Source organism: Oerskovia sp. NPDC057915 (genome assembly GCF_042887685.1).
Classification (GTDB): Bacteria; Actinomycetota; Actinomycetes; order Actinomycetales; family Cellulomonadaceae; genus Oerskovia.
On sequence record NZ_JBHVOS010000008.1, the window covers coordinates 69,435 to 85,656 of the forward strand.

Here is a 16,222-nt window from a genome sequence, read left to right on the forward strand (position 1 = left end):
AACCGGGAGGTTCCCCCGCACCCGCACAGCATGAGGAAGGGGACCAGCCCGACGGGCTGGTCCCCTTCCTCATGCTGTGCGGGTTGCCCCGGTCAGGACAGGACGCGCAGCTTGACGGTCGCGTCCATGGCCTGCAGCTCCGCGATGGCGGCGGGCAGGAGCTCCGCACCGACATCGGTCACCACGTAGCCGAGCTCCCCGCGCGTCGCGAGCATCTGGCCCTCGATGTTCGTCCCGTGCTCGGCGAGGACCGCGTTGACGGCCGCGAGCACGCCCGGCGTGTTGCGGTGCAGGTGGGCGATGCGGCTCACACCGGTGCTCTGCTCGAGCGCGAGGTTCGGGATGTTGACGCTCAGGGTCGTGGAACCGGTCGCGAGGTAGTCGCGGAGCTTGCCCGCGACGAACTGGCCGATCGACTCCTGCGCCTCCTCGGTCGACCCGCCGATGTGCGGGGTCAGGATGACGTTCGGGAGGCCGCGCAGCTCCGAGTCGAAGTGGTCGCCGCGCTTCTTGGGCTCCTCGGGGAACACGTCGATGGCCGCCCCCGACAGGTGCCCGGAGAGGATCGCCTCGCGCAGCGCGCCGGTGTCCACGACGAAGCCGCGCGACAGGTTGAGCAGGATCGCGCCCTGGCGCATGCGCGAGATCTGCTTCTCGCCGAACAGGCCGGCGTTGCCGCCGCGCCCGTCGACGTGGAGCGTGACGACGTCCGCCGTCTCGAGGAGCTCGTCGAGGCTGTCCATGCGACGCGCGTTGCCCAGGGCCAGCTTCTCGGCCGTGTCGTAGAAGACGACCGACATGCCCAGGGCCTCGGCGACGACCGAGAGCTGCGTGCCGATGTTGCCGTAGCCGATGATGCCCAGCGTGCGACCGCGGACCTCGTGGGCGCCCTCGGCGGACTTGTCCCAGACGCCGTCGTGCAGCGCACGGTCGCGCTCGGTCAGGCGGCGGGTCAGCGCGATGATCTCGGCGAGCGCGATCTCGACGACCGAGCGCGTGTTCGAGAACGGCGCGTTGAAGGTCGCGACGCCGTGGGAGGCCGCGGCCTTGAGGTCGATCTGGTTGGTCCCGATGCAGAACGCGCCGATCGCGATCAGGTCCGGGGCGGACTCGATCACGCGGGCCGTGACATTGGTCTTGGACCGGATCCCGAGGATGTTCACGCCCTCGAGGGCTTCGATCAGCTCGGACTCGTCCATGGCCCCGGTGCGCACGGTCACGTCGATACCGGCGGACTCGAGGATCGAGGTGGCGAGAGGGTGCAGGTTTTCAAGGAGGAGGGCACGTAGCACGTGTCTATGGTGCGCCGAGTTGCTGCGAGCACCAAACGAGTCTTGTCCCTCGGACGACGCGATCTCCTCCGGTCAGTCGGCGAGCCCGCGGGGGAGCGGGCGGGAGTGCACGACCACGAGACGCTGGGTCGGGCGGGTCATCGCGACGTAGAGCTCGGAGGCCCCGGACGTCGCCGCTAGGACGTCGGCAGGTTCCAGGAGGACCACCGCGTCGAACTCGAGCCCCTTGGCCTGGGTCGGGCTCAGGACCGTGAGCGCCGCGCCCAGGGCACCCTCGACCTCGGCCGCGGGGCCCGACAGCAGCGGGTCGACGGCGTGGGCACGGGTCAGGTGCTCACGCACTCCCGCGACCCGGTCGGCCGGGGCGACGACCGCGACCCTGCCCGCGCCGTCGGGCCCGACGAACTCCGCGAGGGCCGACCGGACCCGGACCGCTACCTCGGTCAGCGGATCCTCGCCGTCCGGCACCGGAGCCAGGACGAGCGCTCCCGGCACGTCGCGCGCCGAGGTGAGCGACGACGTCGGCAGGCCGTGGGCCGCGGCGAAGCGCTGCGCGGTGTCCGCGATCTGCGTGGGCGTGCGGTAGTTCACGGTCAACGTCGCAAGACGCCACGAGGTGCGCAGCAACGGGTCGAGCATGCTCGCCCACGACCGGGCCCCCGCGAGCGACGACGTCTGGGCGACGTCGCCGACGATCGTCATGGACCGCGTGGGGCAGCGGCGGACCAGGGCGCGCCACGCCATCGCGGACAGCTCCTGGGCCTCGTCGACCACGACGTGCGCGTAGGTCCACGTGCGGTCCTGCGCGGCCCGCTCGGCAGTGGTCAGGCGAGAGCCGCCGCCGGCGAAACGGTCGGCGAGGATCTCCGCGCCCACGATCCCGCCGCCCGCACCGGACGACTCGAGGACCTGACGTGCGTAGTCCAGGCTGGCAGCCCGCTCCGCCGCCTCGGCCTTGGCCTGGGCCCGTGCGGCCTGGTCGTCCTCGCCGAGGAGCTCGGCGGCCTCGTCCAGGAGCGGGACGTCGGCAGGGGTCCACGGCGAGCCCTTGGCGCGCACCAGCGCAGCACGGTCCGTGCGCGACATGTCGGGGGCGGCCTCCGCGAGCCGGTGCGGCTTGACGAACAGGTCCTCGATCAGACGCTCGGGCGTCAGCGGCATCCACGCGAGGTTGAGGGCGATGCGGATCTCGCGCTGGTGGCGCAGGTCGTCGATCACCTCGGCCCGCTCCTCGGGGGCGACCGGGCCGCCGAGCTGCGCCACGTACTGGTCGGCGAGGCGGCCCAGCATCTCGCGCACGAACGGGACGCGGGCGAGGTTGTGCGGCTTGTGGGTGCGGTGGGCCTTGGCGATCGCCTCGCGCACGTCCGCTCGCCGGATCACGAGGTCGTGCCCGTCGACGCGCAGGTGCTGGTCCTCGGCGGGGACGCGCTGCCGCGCGCGGACGGCCCGCTGGACGACCCGGGCCCACGACGCGCGGCCCTTGATGCGCGCCACCTCGGGGGACTCCTCGCCGTCGGCGACGAGGCCCGGGAGGAGCTCGGCGACGGTCGTGCTCACGACGCCGGTCTCCCCGAGCGAGGGCAGGACCTGGTCGATGTAGTGCAGGAAGGACAGGCTCGGCCCGACGAGGAGCACGCCCGAGCGCTCGAGCAGGCGCCGGTGCGCGTACAGCAGGTAGGCGGCGCGGTGCAGCGCGACCGCGGTCTTGCCCGTGCCCGGCCCGCCCTGCACCACGAGGGCCCCGGCGAGCTCGGAGCGGATGATCGCGTCCTGCTCGGCCTGGATCGTCGCGACGATGTCGCCCATGCGGCTCGTCCGGCCGGCGGCCATCGCGGCGAGCAGGGCCCCCTCGCCCGACAGGGACGACTCGGCGACGGTTCCCGACGTGAGGTCCAGGACCTCGTCCTCGATGCTCGTGACCGACCGCCCCTGGGTCACGAGGTGGCGGCGTCGCCGGACCCCGTCGGGGTGCGCCGCGGTCGCGCGGTAGAAGGACTGCGCGGCAGGAGCACGCCAGTCGGTGAGGATCGACGTGTGCTCCTCGTCGGACAGGCCGATGCGCCCGACGTAGCGGGTCGCGCCGTCCTCCAGGTCGAGGCGGCCGAACGCGAGCCGGTCCTCGACCGCCTCGAGCTGGGCGAGACGGTCCTCGTAGAGGGTCGCGAAGGCGTCGCGCTCGCTGCGGTTCTGGGGAGATCCGGAGGGGCCGGACCTGCGCACCCCCGCCAGCCGCGAGCGGGTCGAGGCCCGCAGCTCGTCGAGCCGCGCGTAGAGCGTGTCGACGACGCCCTGCTCGGTGATGATCTCGTGCTGGCGGTTCGACGTCGGGACGTCCTCCGGCCGGACCTTCTCGCCGGTGGTCGACGCCCCGCTCGTCCGGTCGCTCGTCTCGCGCACGCTGTTCCGTCCTGTCGTCTGGTCCCTCGCGGTCCGCTCGCGCACCCCGCGACGCAGCCGTCCATTATTGCCGATCACGCACGTACCGGGCACCACCCGCCCCGCGCGTGGACACGCTCTCCCGAGAGGGCGCGGGCTGCGCGGTGCGGGCCGCACCTCCCAGCACGAGGCGCCCGCGTCCTCTACGATCGGGAACCATGGCGACTGACCGGAGGCGCGCGTCGTGGTGACTGAGCCCTTGTCGCCCCGTCCGGAGAGCGGGACTCCAGGCGTCCTGTCCCCCGAGGACCTCCTGCGCGTCCTGCTGGTCGAGGACGACGACGGAGACGCGGTCCTCGTGGAGGAGCTCCTCGACGACGCACGGGTCAAGGTCGAGCTGCACCGGGCGAGGAGCCTCGACGTCGCCCTCGAGATGCTGCGCCTGCACGACGTGCACTGCGTGCTGCTCGACCTCGGCCTCCCGGACGCGGTGGGCCTCACCGCGGTCGAGCGCCTCCAGTCCCGTCAGGACCCGCCGGCGCTCGTCGTGCTCACCGGGCACACCGGGATCGACCTCGGGGTCCAGGCCGTGGCGGCGGGCGCCGACGACTACCTGGTCAAGGGCGAGGTCGACGGAGACCTTCTGGGTCGATCGGTCCGCTACTCGGTGCAGCGCCGCCGGTCCAAGGAGCAGCAGCGCGCGCTGTACCGCAGCGAGGTGCGTGCCGCCGAGACCGCCCGGCTCGAGCACGCCCTGCTGCCCAAGCCGCTCGTGACGGACGAGACGATCGCCGTGATGGTGGGCTACATCCCCGGCGGCAACGGCCTGCTGGGCGGGGACTTCTACGACGCGGTCGAGCGGCCCGACGGGAGCGTCCTGTGCCTGATCGGCGACGTGGCCGGGCACGGCCCGGACGAGGCGGCGCTCGGCGCGACCCTGCGCACCGCGTGGCGCACCCTCGTCCTGTCGGACGTCGAGCCCGCCGAGATCCTGCCCCTCGTCGAACGTGTCCTGGTCCCGGAGCGTGCCCGGCCCGAGGTGTTCGTGACCCTCTGCCAGGTCGTCATCTCGCCGGACCGGGCGAGCGTCGACCTCTACCTCGCCGGCCACATGCCCCCGCTGCTCCTGCAGGGTTCGTGCACGGAGCTCCCGACGACCTCCCGGGGCAGGGCGCTGGGCATCCCCGTCACGGGTGGGTGGCGGGCCGAGCACGTACGGCTCGAGGCGCCCTGGGCGCTCATGCTCTACACCGACGGGCTGATCGAGGCGACCCTCGCCGAGGACACCCAGGCCGCAGGGGCCGACGCACCGGCCCCCGGCGGGACGCCAGGGCGGCGCGAGCGCCTCGGCGTCCAGGGGCTGGTCGCGGCCGTCGACACCGAGCTCGCGCACGGAGGGGAGGGGCTGGTCGAGAGACTCTTCCGGCGGGTGCGCACCCTGCACGGCGGGCCCCTCGCCGACGACGCGGCGGTGCTCGTGATCGGGTGGGGCGGCCCCGACCAGGACGCTCGGGGCGAGCGGACCGCGACGCTCGCCGACTCCGACGGATGGTCGCAGTGACGGTGTCGTCCTCGGCAGGTCCGGGGCAGGAGGCCCCGGCCGGGCCCGACGACACGCCCCTGCCCGACGAGACGTCGAGCGACCAGCCGGGGGCGACCGACCCGGCACCGCCCGCAGCCCCTCCCTCGGGACCGTCGCTGCGACGACGGCTCGGCGGCCTGCTCGTCCTCGCCGCCGCGATCCTCCTCGTGGTGGTCACCGTCTCGGTGATCGCTCTCGTCAACGTGGTGCGGTACCAGGACGAGGTCACCAACCCCTACTTCACGGCCGTCACGCAGGCCGACAGCGCGTACGTGACCCTCGTCGACGCCGAGTCCTCGGTACGGAGCTACCTGGCGACGGGGACGGCGCTGAGCCTCGAGGCCTTCGACCGGTCGCTCGCCACCGAGGAGGGCAGCGCGATCCACGACGACCTCACGGCCGAGCTCATCACCAGGTCGGCACCGGTCGCCACGGCGCTCGACGACGCGACGCGGGCGATCCACGCGTGGTCGGTCGAGTTCGCGCAGCCCGCCGTCGAGAAGGTGCGCGAGGGCGGGCCGGACGCCGTGACGACGGACGACCGGCTCGAGGGCGCCCGCCTCTTCGCGGAGGCCCGCACCGCGACGGGCGACTACATCGCCGTGCTCCGCGAGGTCCGGGAGGAGAAGGTCCGCTCGCTCGAGCTGTGGACGCAGGTGCTGTTCGGCTCGGTCGTCGTCCTGGTCGTCGCCGCGGTCCTCGTCGGTGGGTTCCTGTGGAGCGTGCTCAAGCGCTGGATCACCGATCCGGTGACGACGCTCGCCCACCAGGTACGGGTCGTGAGCGACGGGAACCTCCGCCAGCCCGTCGCCGTCCAGGCCCCGGGGGAGATCGGGGCGCTCGCGGTCGACGTCGAGCACATGCGCAGAGAGCTCGTGAGCCAGGTCGCGGAGATCCGCACGTCGCACGAGGAGGTCGAGCACTCGCACGAGCTCCTCGCGGCCCAGGCGCAGGAGCTCGCACGCTCGAACCGCGACCTGGAGCAGTTCGCCTACGTCGCGTCGCACGACCTGCAGGAGCCGTTGCGCAAGGTTGCGTCGTTCACCCAGCTCCTCCAGAAGCGGTACGGCGGCCAGCTCGACGACCGGGCCGACCAGTACATCGAGTTCGCCGTGGACGGCGCGAAGCGGATGCAGCGCCTCATCCAGGACCTGCTGGGCTTCTCGCGGGTCGGGCGCACAGGGACCGAGCGGGGACCGGTCGACCTCGAGAAGGCCTTCGGGGTGGTGCTCTCCGACCTCGAGGAGAAGATCACGACGACGGGCACGACCGTGACCCACGACCCCTTGCCCACGGTGCGCGGGGAGCGGGGGCTGCTCGAACAGCTCTTCGTCAACCTCGTCGGGAACGCCGTCAAGTTCCGGGACCCCGACCGCCCGCCGGTGGTCCACGTCGGGGTCCGCGCGCTCGACGACGCCTGGGAGTTCGCCGTCTCCGACAACGGGATCGGGATCGACGCCCAGTACGCGGAGCGGGTCTTCGTGATCTTCCAGCGCCTGCACCCCAAGGACGTCTACGAGGGGACCGGGATCGGCCTCGCGCTCTGCAAGCGGATCGTCGAGTACCACGGGGGCCGGATCTGGATCGAGCCGACCGCGGGCGGCGGAACGACCGTCCGGTTCACGATCGCGCACCGGTACGACCCGGTCGGGAGCGCGCCGTCGCCGTCGGCGTCGTGAGGCGCGCGGGCTCCCGCGGCGCGGGCGTCCGCGCCCGTCCGGTCCGCGTCGACTAGGCTCGCGGCGTGGCTCCGACCGGGGTCCGACGACGACGAGACGACGTGGTGGACGAGATGAGCAACGGGCACAAGGTGATCGACGTCCTGCTGGTCGAGGACGACCCCGGTGACGTGCTCATGACGCGCGAGGCCTTCGAGGACCACAAGGTGACCAACCGCCTCTCGGTCGTCAGCGACGGCGTCAGCGCGATGGCCTTCCTGCGCAAGGAGGGCGAGTACGCCGACGCCCCGACCCCCGACCTGATCCTGCTCGACCTGAACCTGCCCCGCATGGACGGCCGGGAGGTGCTCGGCGAGCTCAAGTCCGACCCGGCCCTGCGCCAGATCCCGGTCGTGGTCCTGACGACGTCGGAGGCGGAGGAGGACGTCGTGCGGTCCTACTCCTTGCACGCGAACGCCTACGTGACCAAGCCGGTCGACTTCGACCGGTTCATCGACGTCGTGCGTCAGATCGACGACTTCTTCGTCACCGTGGTCCGGCTGCCTGCCCGCTGAGACGCTGCACCGCCGCGCCTCGCGCGGCCGCGCGACCGTGCCCCTCCCGCGGCCGCAGCGCGGCTGCGGGAGTCCGACCCGTCGGGCGGGAAGCATCGGGCGGCCCTCGGTGTTGTCGTGATCGAACCGCCCGAGAACCGTGCCGGCCCCGACCGGCCGTCGACCTGGGCGGGCGAGGACGACGACGGAGGAGCATCTGGTGCTGGACCCACGAGAGATCTACGAGGTGGACGAGGCCGCTGTGGCGCGCGTCCTGCCCGCGGCGACGGGGACGCAGGGAGAGGTTGCCGTCCGCGCGACGGGCCCGGTCATGCTGCACTCCGTGCGCGGGTTCGTGGACGCGGGGACGACCGGCGAGCTCGCCGTCGAGCACCTGCTCGAGGAGTTCGAGGTCACGCGGCTGGTCACGTTCGACGTGGACCAGCTCCTGGACTACCGCTCGAAGCGCGTGACGATGGTGTTCGACGCGGACCGGTGGGCGTCGTACGACGAGCCGTTCCTGGCGATCGACCACGTGCGCGACGCCGAGGGCACGGGTTTCCTGCTCCTGCACGGCATGGAGCCGGACCTGCAGTGGGAGCGCGTGGTCGCTGCCCTGCGCGAGCTCGTGGACCGCTTCGACGTGTCGCTCGTCGTGGGCTTCCACGGCATCCCCATGGGCATCCCGCACACGCGTCCGCTGTCGGTGACGGCGCACGCGACGCGGCGCGAGCTGATCGAGGACCACACGTCGTGGTTCGGCACGGTCAAGGTCCCGGGCTCGCTGGCCTCGTTGCTCGAGCTGCGCCTGGGGGAGTCGGGGCACGACGCGATGGGCTTCACGGTGCACGTGCCGCACTACCTGGCGCAGTCGCCGTTCCCGCCCGCCGCCGTGGTGGCGCTCGAGAACGTCCAGCGCTCGACCGGCCTGGACCTGCGGGTCACGGCGCTCACGGCGGGGGCCCAGGAGGCCGTGGCCGAGGTCGAGCGTCAGATGGCCGAGTCGGAGGAGGTCACGGCGGTCGTGCGTGCGCTCGAGGAGCAGTACGACGCGTTCGCGCGCTCGGTGGGTCGCACGAGCCTGCTCGCGGAGTTGGCTCCTATTCCGACTGCTGACGAGCTCGGGGCCGAGTTCGAACGCTTCCTTGCCCAGCAGACGGGGGAGTGACGACCTCTCGCGGAGGTTCTGCGGAGGTTGTGCGGACGAATCACGGTATTTCCTCGGCGCCTGACGTGGCGAACTTCACCTTCACCGTGCAAAACTAAGTCTCGTTGCAGTGACGTGCTCGAGACATGCCTTCGCGTGAACCGGTATCGGCGCAGCAGGATCCCGGTCCGCCGGGGTCGTGCCAGTCCAACCGGCGGTCGCCACGACCGGACCTCGCGGAGCGCGTCGCGGGTCCGCGTGGCTGCGGCTCGATGAACGGGCGAAGGGTCCGTTCGCGGATGTCCCCGCATGGACAGAAGGTACGAGGAACAGCATGGCGCAGGGTTCTGTGAAGTGGTTCAACGCTGAGAAGGGCTACGGGTTCATCGCCCAGGACGGCGGCGGCGCCGACGTCTTCGTCCACTACTCCGCGATCGAGGCCCAGGGCTACCGGTCGCTCGAAGAAGCTCAGCGGGTCGAGTTCGAGATCACCCAGGGTCCCAAGGGCCCGCAGGCGGAGAACGTCCGCCCGCTCTGATCTCCCTGATCGTGTGCCGACTCTCGCGGGTCGGTGTCGGAGGCCGCATCCCCGCAGGGGTGCGGCCTCCGTGCTGCTCAGCCCTCGCCCTGCCCGACGGCGTCGCGCCCGTCCGCCGCCGGCGCACCCGGGCGCGTGGCGTCGTCGGGCAGGACGGGCGGTACGGGTGCCGGCGGGTCCTCGAGGGGCACCGCGGTGCCGGCGAACCGGCGCACCTCCTCGCCCGTGAGCAGCGTGGCCGGGACCGGCAGGCTCCGCAGCGTGCGGGCGAGCGTCGCGTCGCGCAGGTCGAGCCGGGCCGGGGCGTCGGACGGGTCGGTCGCCGTGGCGCCCGGGCGGACCGCGACCAGGACCAGGTTCCCGTAGCGGCGCCCCTTGAGCTGTCCTGGCTCGGCGATCAGTCCCACGTCGCCCCAGACCACCCGAGCGGTGGGGTCGTCCGCGGCGAGGGCGGAGGCGGCCGTCGCCACCTCGGCCCGGACGAGGGCGAGCGGCGGGCGGTCGGCGCAGTTCGCGAGGTAGACGCCGCCCGGGCGCAGCACGCGCAGCACCTCGCGCACGAAGCCGGTCATCGTGACGTGCGCCGGGGTCGTGTCGCCCGCGAAGACGTCACGCACGACGACGTCGGCGCTCGCGTCGGGCAGGGTCGCGAGGGTGGCGCGCGCGTCGCCCGCACGCAGACGCAGGCGCGGTGCGCGCGGGAGGGCGAACCACTCCCGCACGCGCGTGACGAGGTCGGCGTCGAGGTCGACCGCGACCTGTCGCGAGTCGGGACGCTCGTGCTCGACGTACCGGGCGAACGCGCACCCGGCGGCGCCCAGGTGCACGACCCGCAGCGGCCCGGAAGGGAGCGCGGCGAGCACCGCCGCCATCTGCTGCATGTACTCGAACGTGAGCAGGCCCGGGTCTGCGAGGTCCAGGTGCGAGCTCGGCACCCCGTTGACGAGGAGGGTGACGCCCGTGCTGCCGTCGGGGTCAGGTACCAGCCGGGCGGTGCCCGTCGAGGTGCGGACCTCCTCGGTGGGCAGGTCGCGGGTGGTCTCGGCACCCTGGTGCCGAGCGCCGGTGCGGCCGCGCCGCGAGGCCGCGACGGTCTCTGTGGGTGGCGAGGTGGATGCTGAGGAACGACGGGACGAGCGCCCGGTGGTCTTGCGGCCCATGGGGTCAACCGTAGGTGGTCCGTGGCCCGGGCGTGGCGCCGCGTCGCCGGGGCACCGCTCGGACGGGTGCCCGCGGGATTGACAGGATCGAACAGGTGTTCGATAGTTGGCATGGAGGTGTTCCGATGACCACGCAGCACAGTGCGCTCCCTGGAGCGAGGTTCGTGGCTCCCGAGGTCGCGCGCCTCCTGGCCCGTGCCGACGCGGAGCTCGTCGCCGCCGGGCTCACCGCGGACCCGGCCGAGCGCTTCGTCCACTCGCACCTCGGCGCGCTGCGTGCCGCGGCCGCCGTCGTCGCGCTCCGCGGCAGGCCGTCCCCCCGGTCGCGCGCCCGATCGGTCTGGGACATGCTCGCGCTCGTCGAGCCGGGGTTGTCCGCCTGGTCGGTCTACTTCGCGGGCGGGGCCCGGATCCGGGCTGCCGTCGACGCCGGGCGGTTCGACGCGGTCGAGGCGCGGCAGGCCGACGAGATCATGGCCTGTGCCGAGGACTTCCGGGACGAGGTCGCCATGCTCGTCGACCCTGGTGTCGGCTTCGTGCGCCACCCCTCGCTGCGGGTCGCGGCCTCGTGAGCACCTCCCGGGGGAGCGCGCGGTGAGCCGCGGCCCACGGGCCACCCTGGCCCGGCGCGACTGGGGTCACGACGAGTCGGGCTGCTCGATCATGCACGTGGACATGGACGCCTTCTTCGCCTCGGTCGAGCTGACGCGCCGGCCGGAGCTCGTGGGGCGTCCCGTGATCGTCGGCGGGGCCGAGCGCAGCGTCGTCCTCGCCGCGACCTACGAGGCACGCTCCTTCGGGGTCCACTCGGCCATGCCCATGGCGCTCGCGCGCCGGCTGTGCCCGCAGGCCGTCGTCGTACCGCCCGACCACCGTGCGTACCAGGACGCCTCGCGAGCCGTCATGGAGATCGTCCGCGAGATCACGGCGCTGGTCGAGCAGATCAGCATCGACGAGGCGTTCCTCGACGTGAGCGGTGCCCGTCGTCGCCTCGGCGCACCCACCCTCATCGCCCGGGACCTGCGCGCGCGGGTCCGGGAGGAGGTCGGCATCACCTGCTCGGTGGGGATCGCCTCGACCAAGTTCGTCGCCAAGCTCGCGTCGACGCACGCCAAGCCAGACGGCGTCCTGCTCGTCCCTGCCGCCTCGACCGTCCCGTTCCTGCGCACGCTGCCGGTCGGTGCGCTGTGGGGGGTCGGGGAGAGGACCGAGAAGACGCTCGCCGGGTGGGGGATCACGACCGTGGCGGAGCTGGCCGACACGGACGTCGCGACGCTGCAGGCCGCGGTCGGCAAGGCTGCCGGGGCGCACCTGCACGACCTCGCATGGGGCAGGGACCCTCGACCCGTCGAACCGGGCCGTGCCGAGCAGAGCATCGGCGCCGAGACGACCTTCGCGCAGGACCTCTACGACTTCGTGATCATCGGATCGGCCCTGCTGGGGCTCGCGGACCGGTGCGCCACGCGGCTGCGCGGCCAAGGGTTCGTGGCGCGGACCGTCTCGGTCAAGGTCCGGACGTCGGACTTCCGGACGCTGACCCGTTCGCGGACGCTCTCCTCTCCCACGGACGTCGCGCAGGAGATCCACGCCGTGGCGCTCGAGCTCGCCCGAGGGGTCGACCGACGGGGCCTGCCCGTCCGGCTCGTGGGTGTGCGCGCGGAGAACCTCGAGCGTCGAGGCGCCTCCGTCGAGCAGCCGACCCTCGAGGAGTCGGTGCAGGAGGCGTCCGGTGCGCAGCGTGAGGCCGAGAAGACTCTCGACCGGATCCGCGACCGTTTTGGGGTGAATTCGATCGGGCCGGCGTCCACCCGTCGACGCTCGACTACCACGCGGGCAGATGTCGAACTATCCTGAGGGAGACACATATCAACCGCTGAGAACCGGGGGTGCCCATGCCTCTGTCAGAGTACGAGCAGCGCGTACTGGAACAGATGGAAAGAGCGCTGACCTCGGATGATCCGCGGTTGGCGACGACGCTTCAGTCGAGCCCCCGCAAGTCGGGTCTGCGCTACGTTGCCGCAGGCATCGGCGTGGTCGGGGGACTGCTGCTCCTGGTCTTCGGTGCGGCGTCCGCCTCGCCCGTGCTGGGAGTGGTCGGGTTCGTCGTGATGTTCGCAGGAGTCGCGTTCGCCTTCTCCGCGCCCCGCAAGTCGACGACCGGGCCGGTCGGGGTCGTGGACGAGCACGGCAAGGTGACGCCCCCCAAGGCCTCCGCGAAGAAGGGGGCGCCCCGTCAGGGCTTCCTCAACCGACTGGAAGAGCGTTGGGACCGTCGACGTGAGCAGGGCGGTCGCTGAGCTCGTCCCGGACCCCCGCGACCACCGTGTCCCGCAGAGCGGCGAGGTCGCCCGGCGGCGGAGGTGACCAGGTGCGCGCGTAGCGCTCCAGCTCCACCTCTGCGGCCAGGGCGACGAGGGCGTCGGTCGTCGCGTCCGGCAGGTGCCGTCCCGTCCTCTCCGCGACCTGAGCCGCCACGACGGCGGGAACCCGGCGGAGCGTCACGGAGTCCTGCCAGCTGATGCCGAGGTCGGCGAGCTGCCGGGCGAGATCCGTCCACGTCGACTCGACGTCCGGCTCTGCCGAAGACCCGCGGCGACGGCGCGCCACGAGCCACCCCAGCGTCGACAGGACGACGACGACCACGAGGGCGATCAGGCCCATGCCCCAGCCTCGCCCGGAGGCCCCCTCGTCGCCGAGGGAGCCGGAGCCCGCCCCCGGGGCCGGAGCCGTGGACTGGGTCGCTCCCGGGGTCGCGTTCGGCCCGGCCTGGTTCGTCGCGACGTCACCCGGTACCGGGGTCGAGTCGTCGCCCGAGGGCCCGAGCAACGGGTCGGCCCACGCGGGCACCGGCCCGGCCTGCACTGCAGGCGTCGGCTCGAACCGGACCCACCCCTGACCGGGGAAGTACAGCTCCGGCCACGCGTGCGAGTCCTTGCCCGTCACCTGGAAGACGTTGTCGCTGGCCCGTTCCCCGGGCAGGAAGCCCACGGCCAGGCGGGCCGGGATCCCGACGGCGCGGGCCATGATCGTCATCGACGTCGCGAACTGGACGCAGTACCCCTCCCGGTCCTGGAGGAAGTTCCAGACCGTGTCGTCGGTCGCGCCGTCGGGGACCTCGGTGGAGTACGTGAAGTTGCTCCCGTCGCGGAAGTAGGACTGCAGGGCGACCGCGGCGTCGTAGCGGGTCGTCGCGCCCGCCACGACCTCCTCGGCGACCGCGCGGATCTCGTCCCGGTGCGCGCTCTCCGGTACCTCGACGACGTTCGGGTCGTCGATGTCGTCTCCCGCGCTGGCCCGCAGGGCGTCGGCGGTCAGGTCACGTGCGAAGACCTCGAACGAGTACGTCATGCCGGGCGTCGTCGCGGTGTTGCCCGTCACCTCGTCTCGGGAGTCGTCGTAGAACCACTCGCCGCCGACGTCGACGGACCGGGGTTCGGTCGGAAGGACGAGCTTCTCGTCGCGCAGGGTCCGGAGCGTGACGTCGACCGTCCGAGGTTCGGACGCCCCGGCCCCGGGGTCCCCGGGCCACAGGACCTGTCCGGCCTCGACCGGAGGGCCCACGCGCGAGTCGCCGCGTCGCCAGCTCTTCCCGTCGAAGCCGGTGAGCGTGAACATCCGCAGGGGGCCGATGCCGGTGCTCGCGCCCCCCTTGTCGATCTCCTGCGGGAACTCGTACGTCAGCGCGACCTCCTGGGAGCGGGCTCCGAGGTTCTCCTCCATGTCGAGGTCGCTCGCCAGGCGCACGGTCGGGCCGGCGCTCGTGAAGAACGACGACCACGGCGAGCTCAGGATCTGGGGGATCGCGCCCGCCGCGGTGCCGGCGACGAGAGCCAGCACGGCGATGGCAGCGGTGGCACCCAGGATGCCGCCCGCGCGCAGCGTCCGCGCGCCCGGCCCGACGGGGGCGGGCGCAGCACCTCGGCGACGGGCCGCGCGGTGCGGGTTGTCGACCGCTACCAGGAGGAGGAGTGCGACGACCGTGACCACGAACACCGGCGGCGGGATCGAGCCCTCGATCACCAGCGGAGGGATCCACAGGGCCAGCAGAGGCAGCGCGGCCGCCGCCGGGAACCGGAGGCCGGCCACGACGAGGTCGGTGGCGAGCAGGACGAGGATCGTCCCGGCCACGGCGATCAGGGCGAGAGGGAACGAGGCGTCGATCGGGGCGACCTCCTCGGCGATGAGCTGTTGCCCTGCACCGAGGCGTGCGAGCAGCCGGTCGATGCTCGCGCCGCTGATCGCCAGGTCGATGCCGCGCGAGGTGGGTCCGCCGAACACGGCCAGGAGCCCCCAGGCGCCCACGACCAGGCCCACGAGGGTCGGCACGACGCCGCGGAACCCGATGTCGTGCCGTCCCGGCCGGGCGTCGTGGCCGCGTTCCAGCAGGAGCCGGGTGCCCCCGGTCACGACGGCGAGCACCAGCACGAACAGCGTGCCCGTGCGTGTCCACTGCCCTGGTCCGATGAGCACGGTGAGCGCGTGGAACGAGGCGAGCGTCGCGACGGCGACGAGGGCGGACGTGGCGACGATCCTCAGGACGACGTCGCGGGAGACGGCGCGGGTCGCCGGCGTGGGCGTGGCGGTCACCGGTGCTCCTCCATGAGTCGGTTCCAGGCTGCGCTGATCGTGGTCTCGCGCGGGTCGACGCCGACTGCGAGCCAGCCGATCGCGCGCAGCACCGACAGCGTGTCCTCGACGGCGCTGCCCGGACGGTCCCCGTCAGGCGCGACGACGAACGCCCAGTGGTTGCCGTCGCCCGCCAGCGGTGCGACGGACGGTCCGGAGATCGCGCCCAGGGGTCCCAGCACGGCCACGGTGAGCTCGCCGGGACGACGGGAGCCGCGCAGGGCGTCGGCGGTCGCGGCGAGCGCACGCTCGGCGTCGCGCGGGTTCGCATGGCCACCGAGGTCGATCGTGTCGTCGAGGATCTGGGCCGCTCCGTCGCTCGTGCGTCCGGTGGAGTAGGGGTAGGCGTCGAGGGTCGGGGCTGCGGACGACGCGACGAGGCGGACGGGGTGACCCGCCCCCAGGAGCGTGACGGCGACGGACGCCGCCGCCTCGACCGCCCACTCCCCGTCCCGGGCCACGCTCGAGGACCGGTCGGTGTCCGGTGGCGGGAGGACGCCACGGTCGAGGAGCACCGTGACCGACGCCATGCCTGCGTTCTCGTCGGTTCGCACCATGAGCTGTCCGCGACGGGCGGCCGTGGCCCAGTGGACGCGGCGCGGGTCGTCGCCTGCGACGTACTCCCGCAGGACGCTGTCGTCGCTCGATGAGGTCCGTGCGCCGTTCCTGGACCTGGCGAGGTCGCCGAAGGCGCGCGAGCCTCGTACCGCCAGCTCGGTCGTGCGGGGACGGACCGAGACGGTGCTCGCCTCCCCGAGGGGCTGCCTCGCGCGGACCAGGCCGAAGACGTCCACCCTGCTGGTGAGGACCGGGCCGAGCGGCCAACGGCCCCTGTGGTCCGGACGGAGCCTGTAGCGGACGGCGATCCGGTCCGGGTGGGAGACGACCTGCGCGCGGAGAGCGTCGTGCTCGCAGAGCTCGGCCGCGGCCTGCTCGCTGATCTGCAGCCGCCCGAGCCGCCCGAGGGCCGTCGCGTTCGGCGAGACGGGGGAGACGAGGAGCCGGGTCGTGACCTGGTTGCCGCGGACCGCAGGATCCGGTTCGATCCGGCGCGCGACGCGCAGGGCGCCCCGGCCGCGATCGATCCGGCGCACCACCATCCAGGCCCACGCTGCCGCGACGACGAGCAGCCCCGAGGCTCCGAGCCCGACGATGTCGGTCAGTCCGAGGGCGGTGCCCGTGCCGACCAGCACGAGGCTCGCGGCGAGGACGGCCGTGCCTCTGGCGGTGGGGCGGACCTGCGCGACCCTCCCCCCGCCCGGCAGCGAGCGACGTGAGCCGGACAC

Annotated in this window: 13 protein-coding genes; 8 read left to right on the forward strand and 5 right to left on the reverse strand. The window is 73.0% G+C overall.

Features of this window, described 5'->3' with window-relative positions:
- Positions 1-92 precede the first annotated feature (92 nt).
- Together serA and ACFVQ3_RS07305 are read right to left on the reverse strand one after the other, a co-directional pair.
- Positions 93-1,292: a phosphoglycerate dehydrogenase gene (serA, locus tag ACFVQ3_RS07300; RefSeq protein ID WP_387636923.1), complete on the reverse strand. Its 1,200-nt coding sequence runs from the start codon at positions 1,290-1,292 to the stop codon at positions 93-95.
- Between the two features lie 72 nt (positions 1,293-1,364).
- Positions 1,365-3,599, reverse strand: a complete 2,235-nt coding sequence (locus tag ACFVQ3_RS07305; protein ID WP_387637101.1) for a HelD family protein — start codon at positions 3,597-3,599, stop codon at positions 1,365-1,367.
- Positions 3,600-3,915: 316 nt separating this feature from the next.
- Here ACFVQ3_RS07305 and ACFVQ3_RS07310 point away from each other — a divergent pair, with 316 nt between their 5' ends.
- The 5 genes from ACFVQ3_RS07310 to ACFVQ3_RS07330 all read left to right on the forward strand — a co-directional run bounded on the left by ACFVQ3_RS07310 (position 3,916) and on the right by ACFVQ3_RS07330 (position 9,150).
- On the forward strand, positions 3,916-5,232 hold the full coding sequence (locus ACFVQ3_RS07310; RefSeq protein ID WP_387636927.1) for a PP2C family protein-serine/threonine phosphatase: 1,317 nt from the start codon (positions 3,916-3,918) through the stop codon (positions 5,230-5,232).
- Entirely contained in the window at positions 5,220-6,932 is a 1,713-nt protein-coding gene (locus ACFVQ3_RS07315) for an ATP-binding protein (protein WP_387636930.1), read from the forward strand. The genes ACFVQ3_RS07310 and ACFVQ3_RS07315 overlap by 13 nt, the downstream gene beginning before the upstream one ends.
- A gap of 113 nt (positions 6,933-7,045) precedes the next feature.
- Positions 7,046-7,486, forward strand: a complete 441-nt coding sequence (locus ACFVQ3_RS07320; RefSeq protein WP_030150524.1) for a response regulator — start codon at positions 7,046-7,048, stop codon at positions 7,484-7,486.
- A gap of 199 nt (positions 7,487-7,685) precedes the next feature.
- The gene (locus ACFVQ3_RS07325; RefSeq protein ID WP_387636932.1) at positions 7,686-8,633 is read left to right on the forward strand and encodes a proteasome assembly chaperone family protein; all 948 of its coding nucleotides are present in this window, start codon (positions 7,686-7,688) and stop codon (positions 8,631-8,633) included.
- A gap of 313 nt (positions 8,634-8,946) precedes the next feature.
- Positions 8,947-9,150, forward strand: a complete 204-nt coding sequence (locus ACFVQ3_RS07330; RefSeq protein WP_030150522.1) for a cold-shock protein — start codon at positions 8,947-8,949, stop codon at positions 9,148-9,150.
- A gap of 77 nt (positions 9,151-9,227) precedes the next feature.
- On the opposite strand, the gene ACFVQ3_RS07335 is transcribed toward ACFVQ3_RS07330, so the two are convergent.
- The gene (locus ACFVQ3_RS07335; protein WP_387636935.1) at positions 9,228-10,310 is read right to left on the reverse strand and encodes a spermidine synthase; all 1,083 of its coding nucleotides are present in this window, start codon (positions 10,308-10,310) and stop codon (positions 9,228-9,230) included.
- A 125-nt stretch (positions 10,311-10,435) separates the two neighbouring features.
- Between ACFVQ3_RS07335 and ACFVQ3_RS07340 the strand changes: the two genes are divergently transcribed.
- The 3 genes from ACFVQ3_RS07340 to ACFVQ3_RS07350 all read left to right on the forward strand — a co-directional run bounded on the left by ACFVQ3_RS07340 (position 10,436) and on the right by ACFVQ3_RS07350 (position 12,607).
- Positions 10,436-10,882 (forward strand): SAV_6107 family HEPN domain-containing protein, encoded by a 447-nt coding sequence (locus tag ACFVQ3_RS07340; protein ID WP_387636937.1) that lies wholly within the window; start codon positions 10,436-10,438, stop codon positions 10,880-10,882.
- Positions 10,883-10,904: 22 nt separating this feature from the next.
- Positions 10,905-12,164 carry a DNA polymerase IV gene (locus tag ACFVQ3_RS07345; RefSeq protein WP_387636940.1) on the forward strand — a complete coding sequence of 420 codons (1,260 nt, stop codon included), beginning with the start codon at positions 10,905-10,907 and terminating at the stop codon, positions 12,162-12,164.
- Positions 12,165-12,241: 77 nt separating this feature from the next.
- The gene (locus tag ACFVQ3_RS07350) at positions 12,242-12,607 is read left to right on the forward strand and encodes a DUF3040 domain-containing protein (protein ID WP_387637103.1); all 366 of its coding nucleotides are present in this window, start codon (positions 12,242-12,244) and stop codon (positions 12,605-12,607) included.
- Here ACFVQ3_RS07350 and ACFVQ3_RS07355 read toward each other — a convergent pair.
- Positions 12,555-14,897 carry a transglutaminaseTgpA domain-containing protein gene (locus ACFVQ3_RS07355; protein ID WP_387636942.1) on the reverse strand — a complete coding sequence of 781 codons (2,343 nt, stop codon included), beginning with the start codon at positions 14,895-14,897 and terminating at the stop codon, positions 12,555-12,557. The genes ACFVQ3_RS07350 and ACFVQ3_RS07355 overlap by 53 nt on opposite strands.
- The gene (locus ACFVQ3_RS07360) at positions 14,894-16,222 is read right to left on the reverse strand and encodes a DUF58 domain-containing protein (protein WP_387636945.1); all 1,329 of its coding nucleotides are present in this window, start codon (positions 16,220-16,222) and stop codon (positions 14,894-14,896) included. Before ACFVQ3_RS07360 ends, ACFVQ3_RS07355 begins: the two co-directional genes overlap by 4 nt.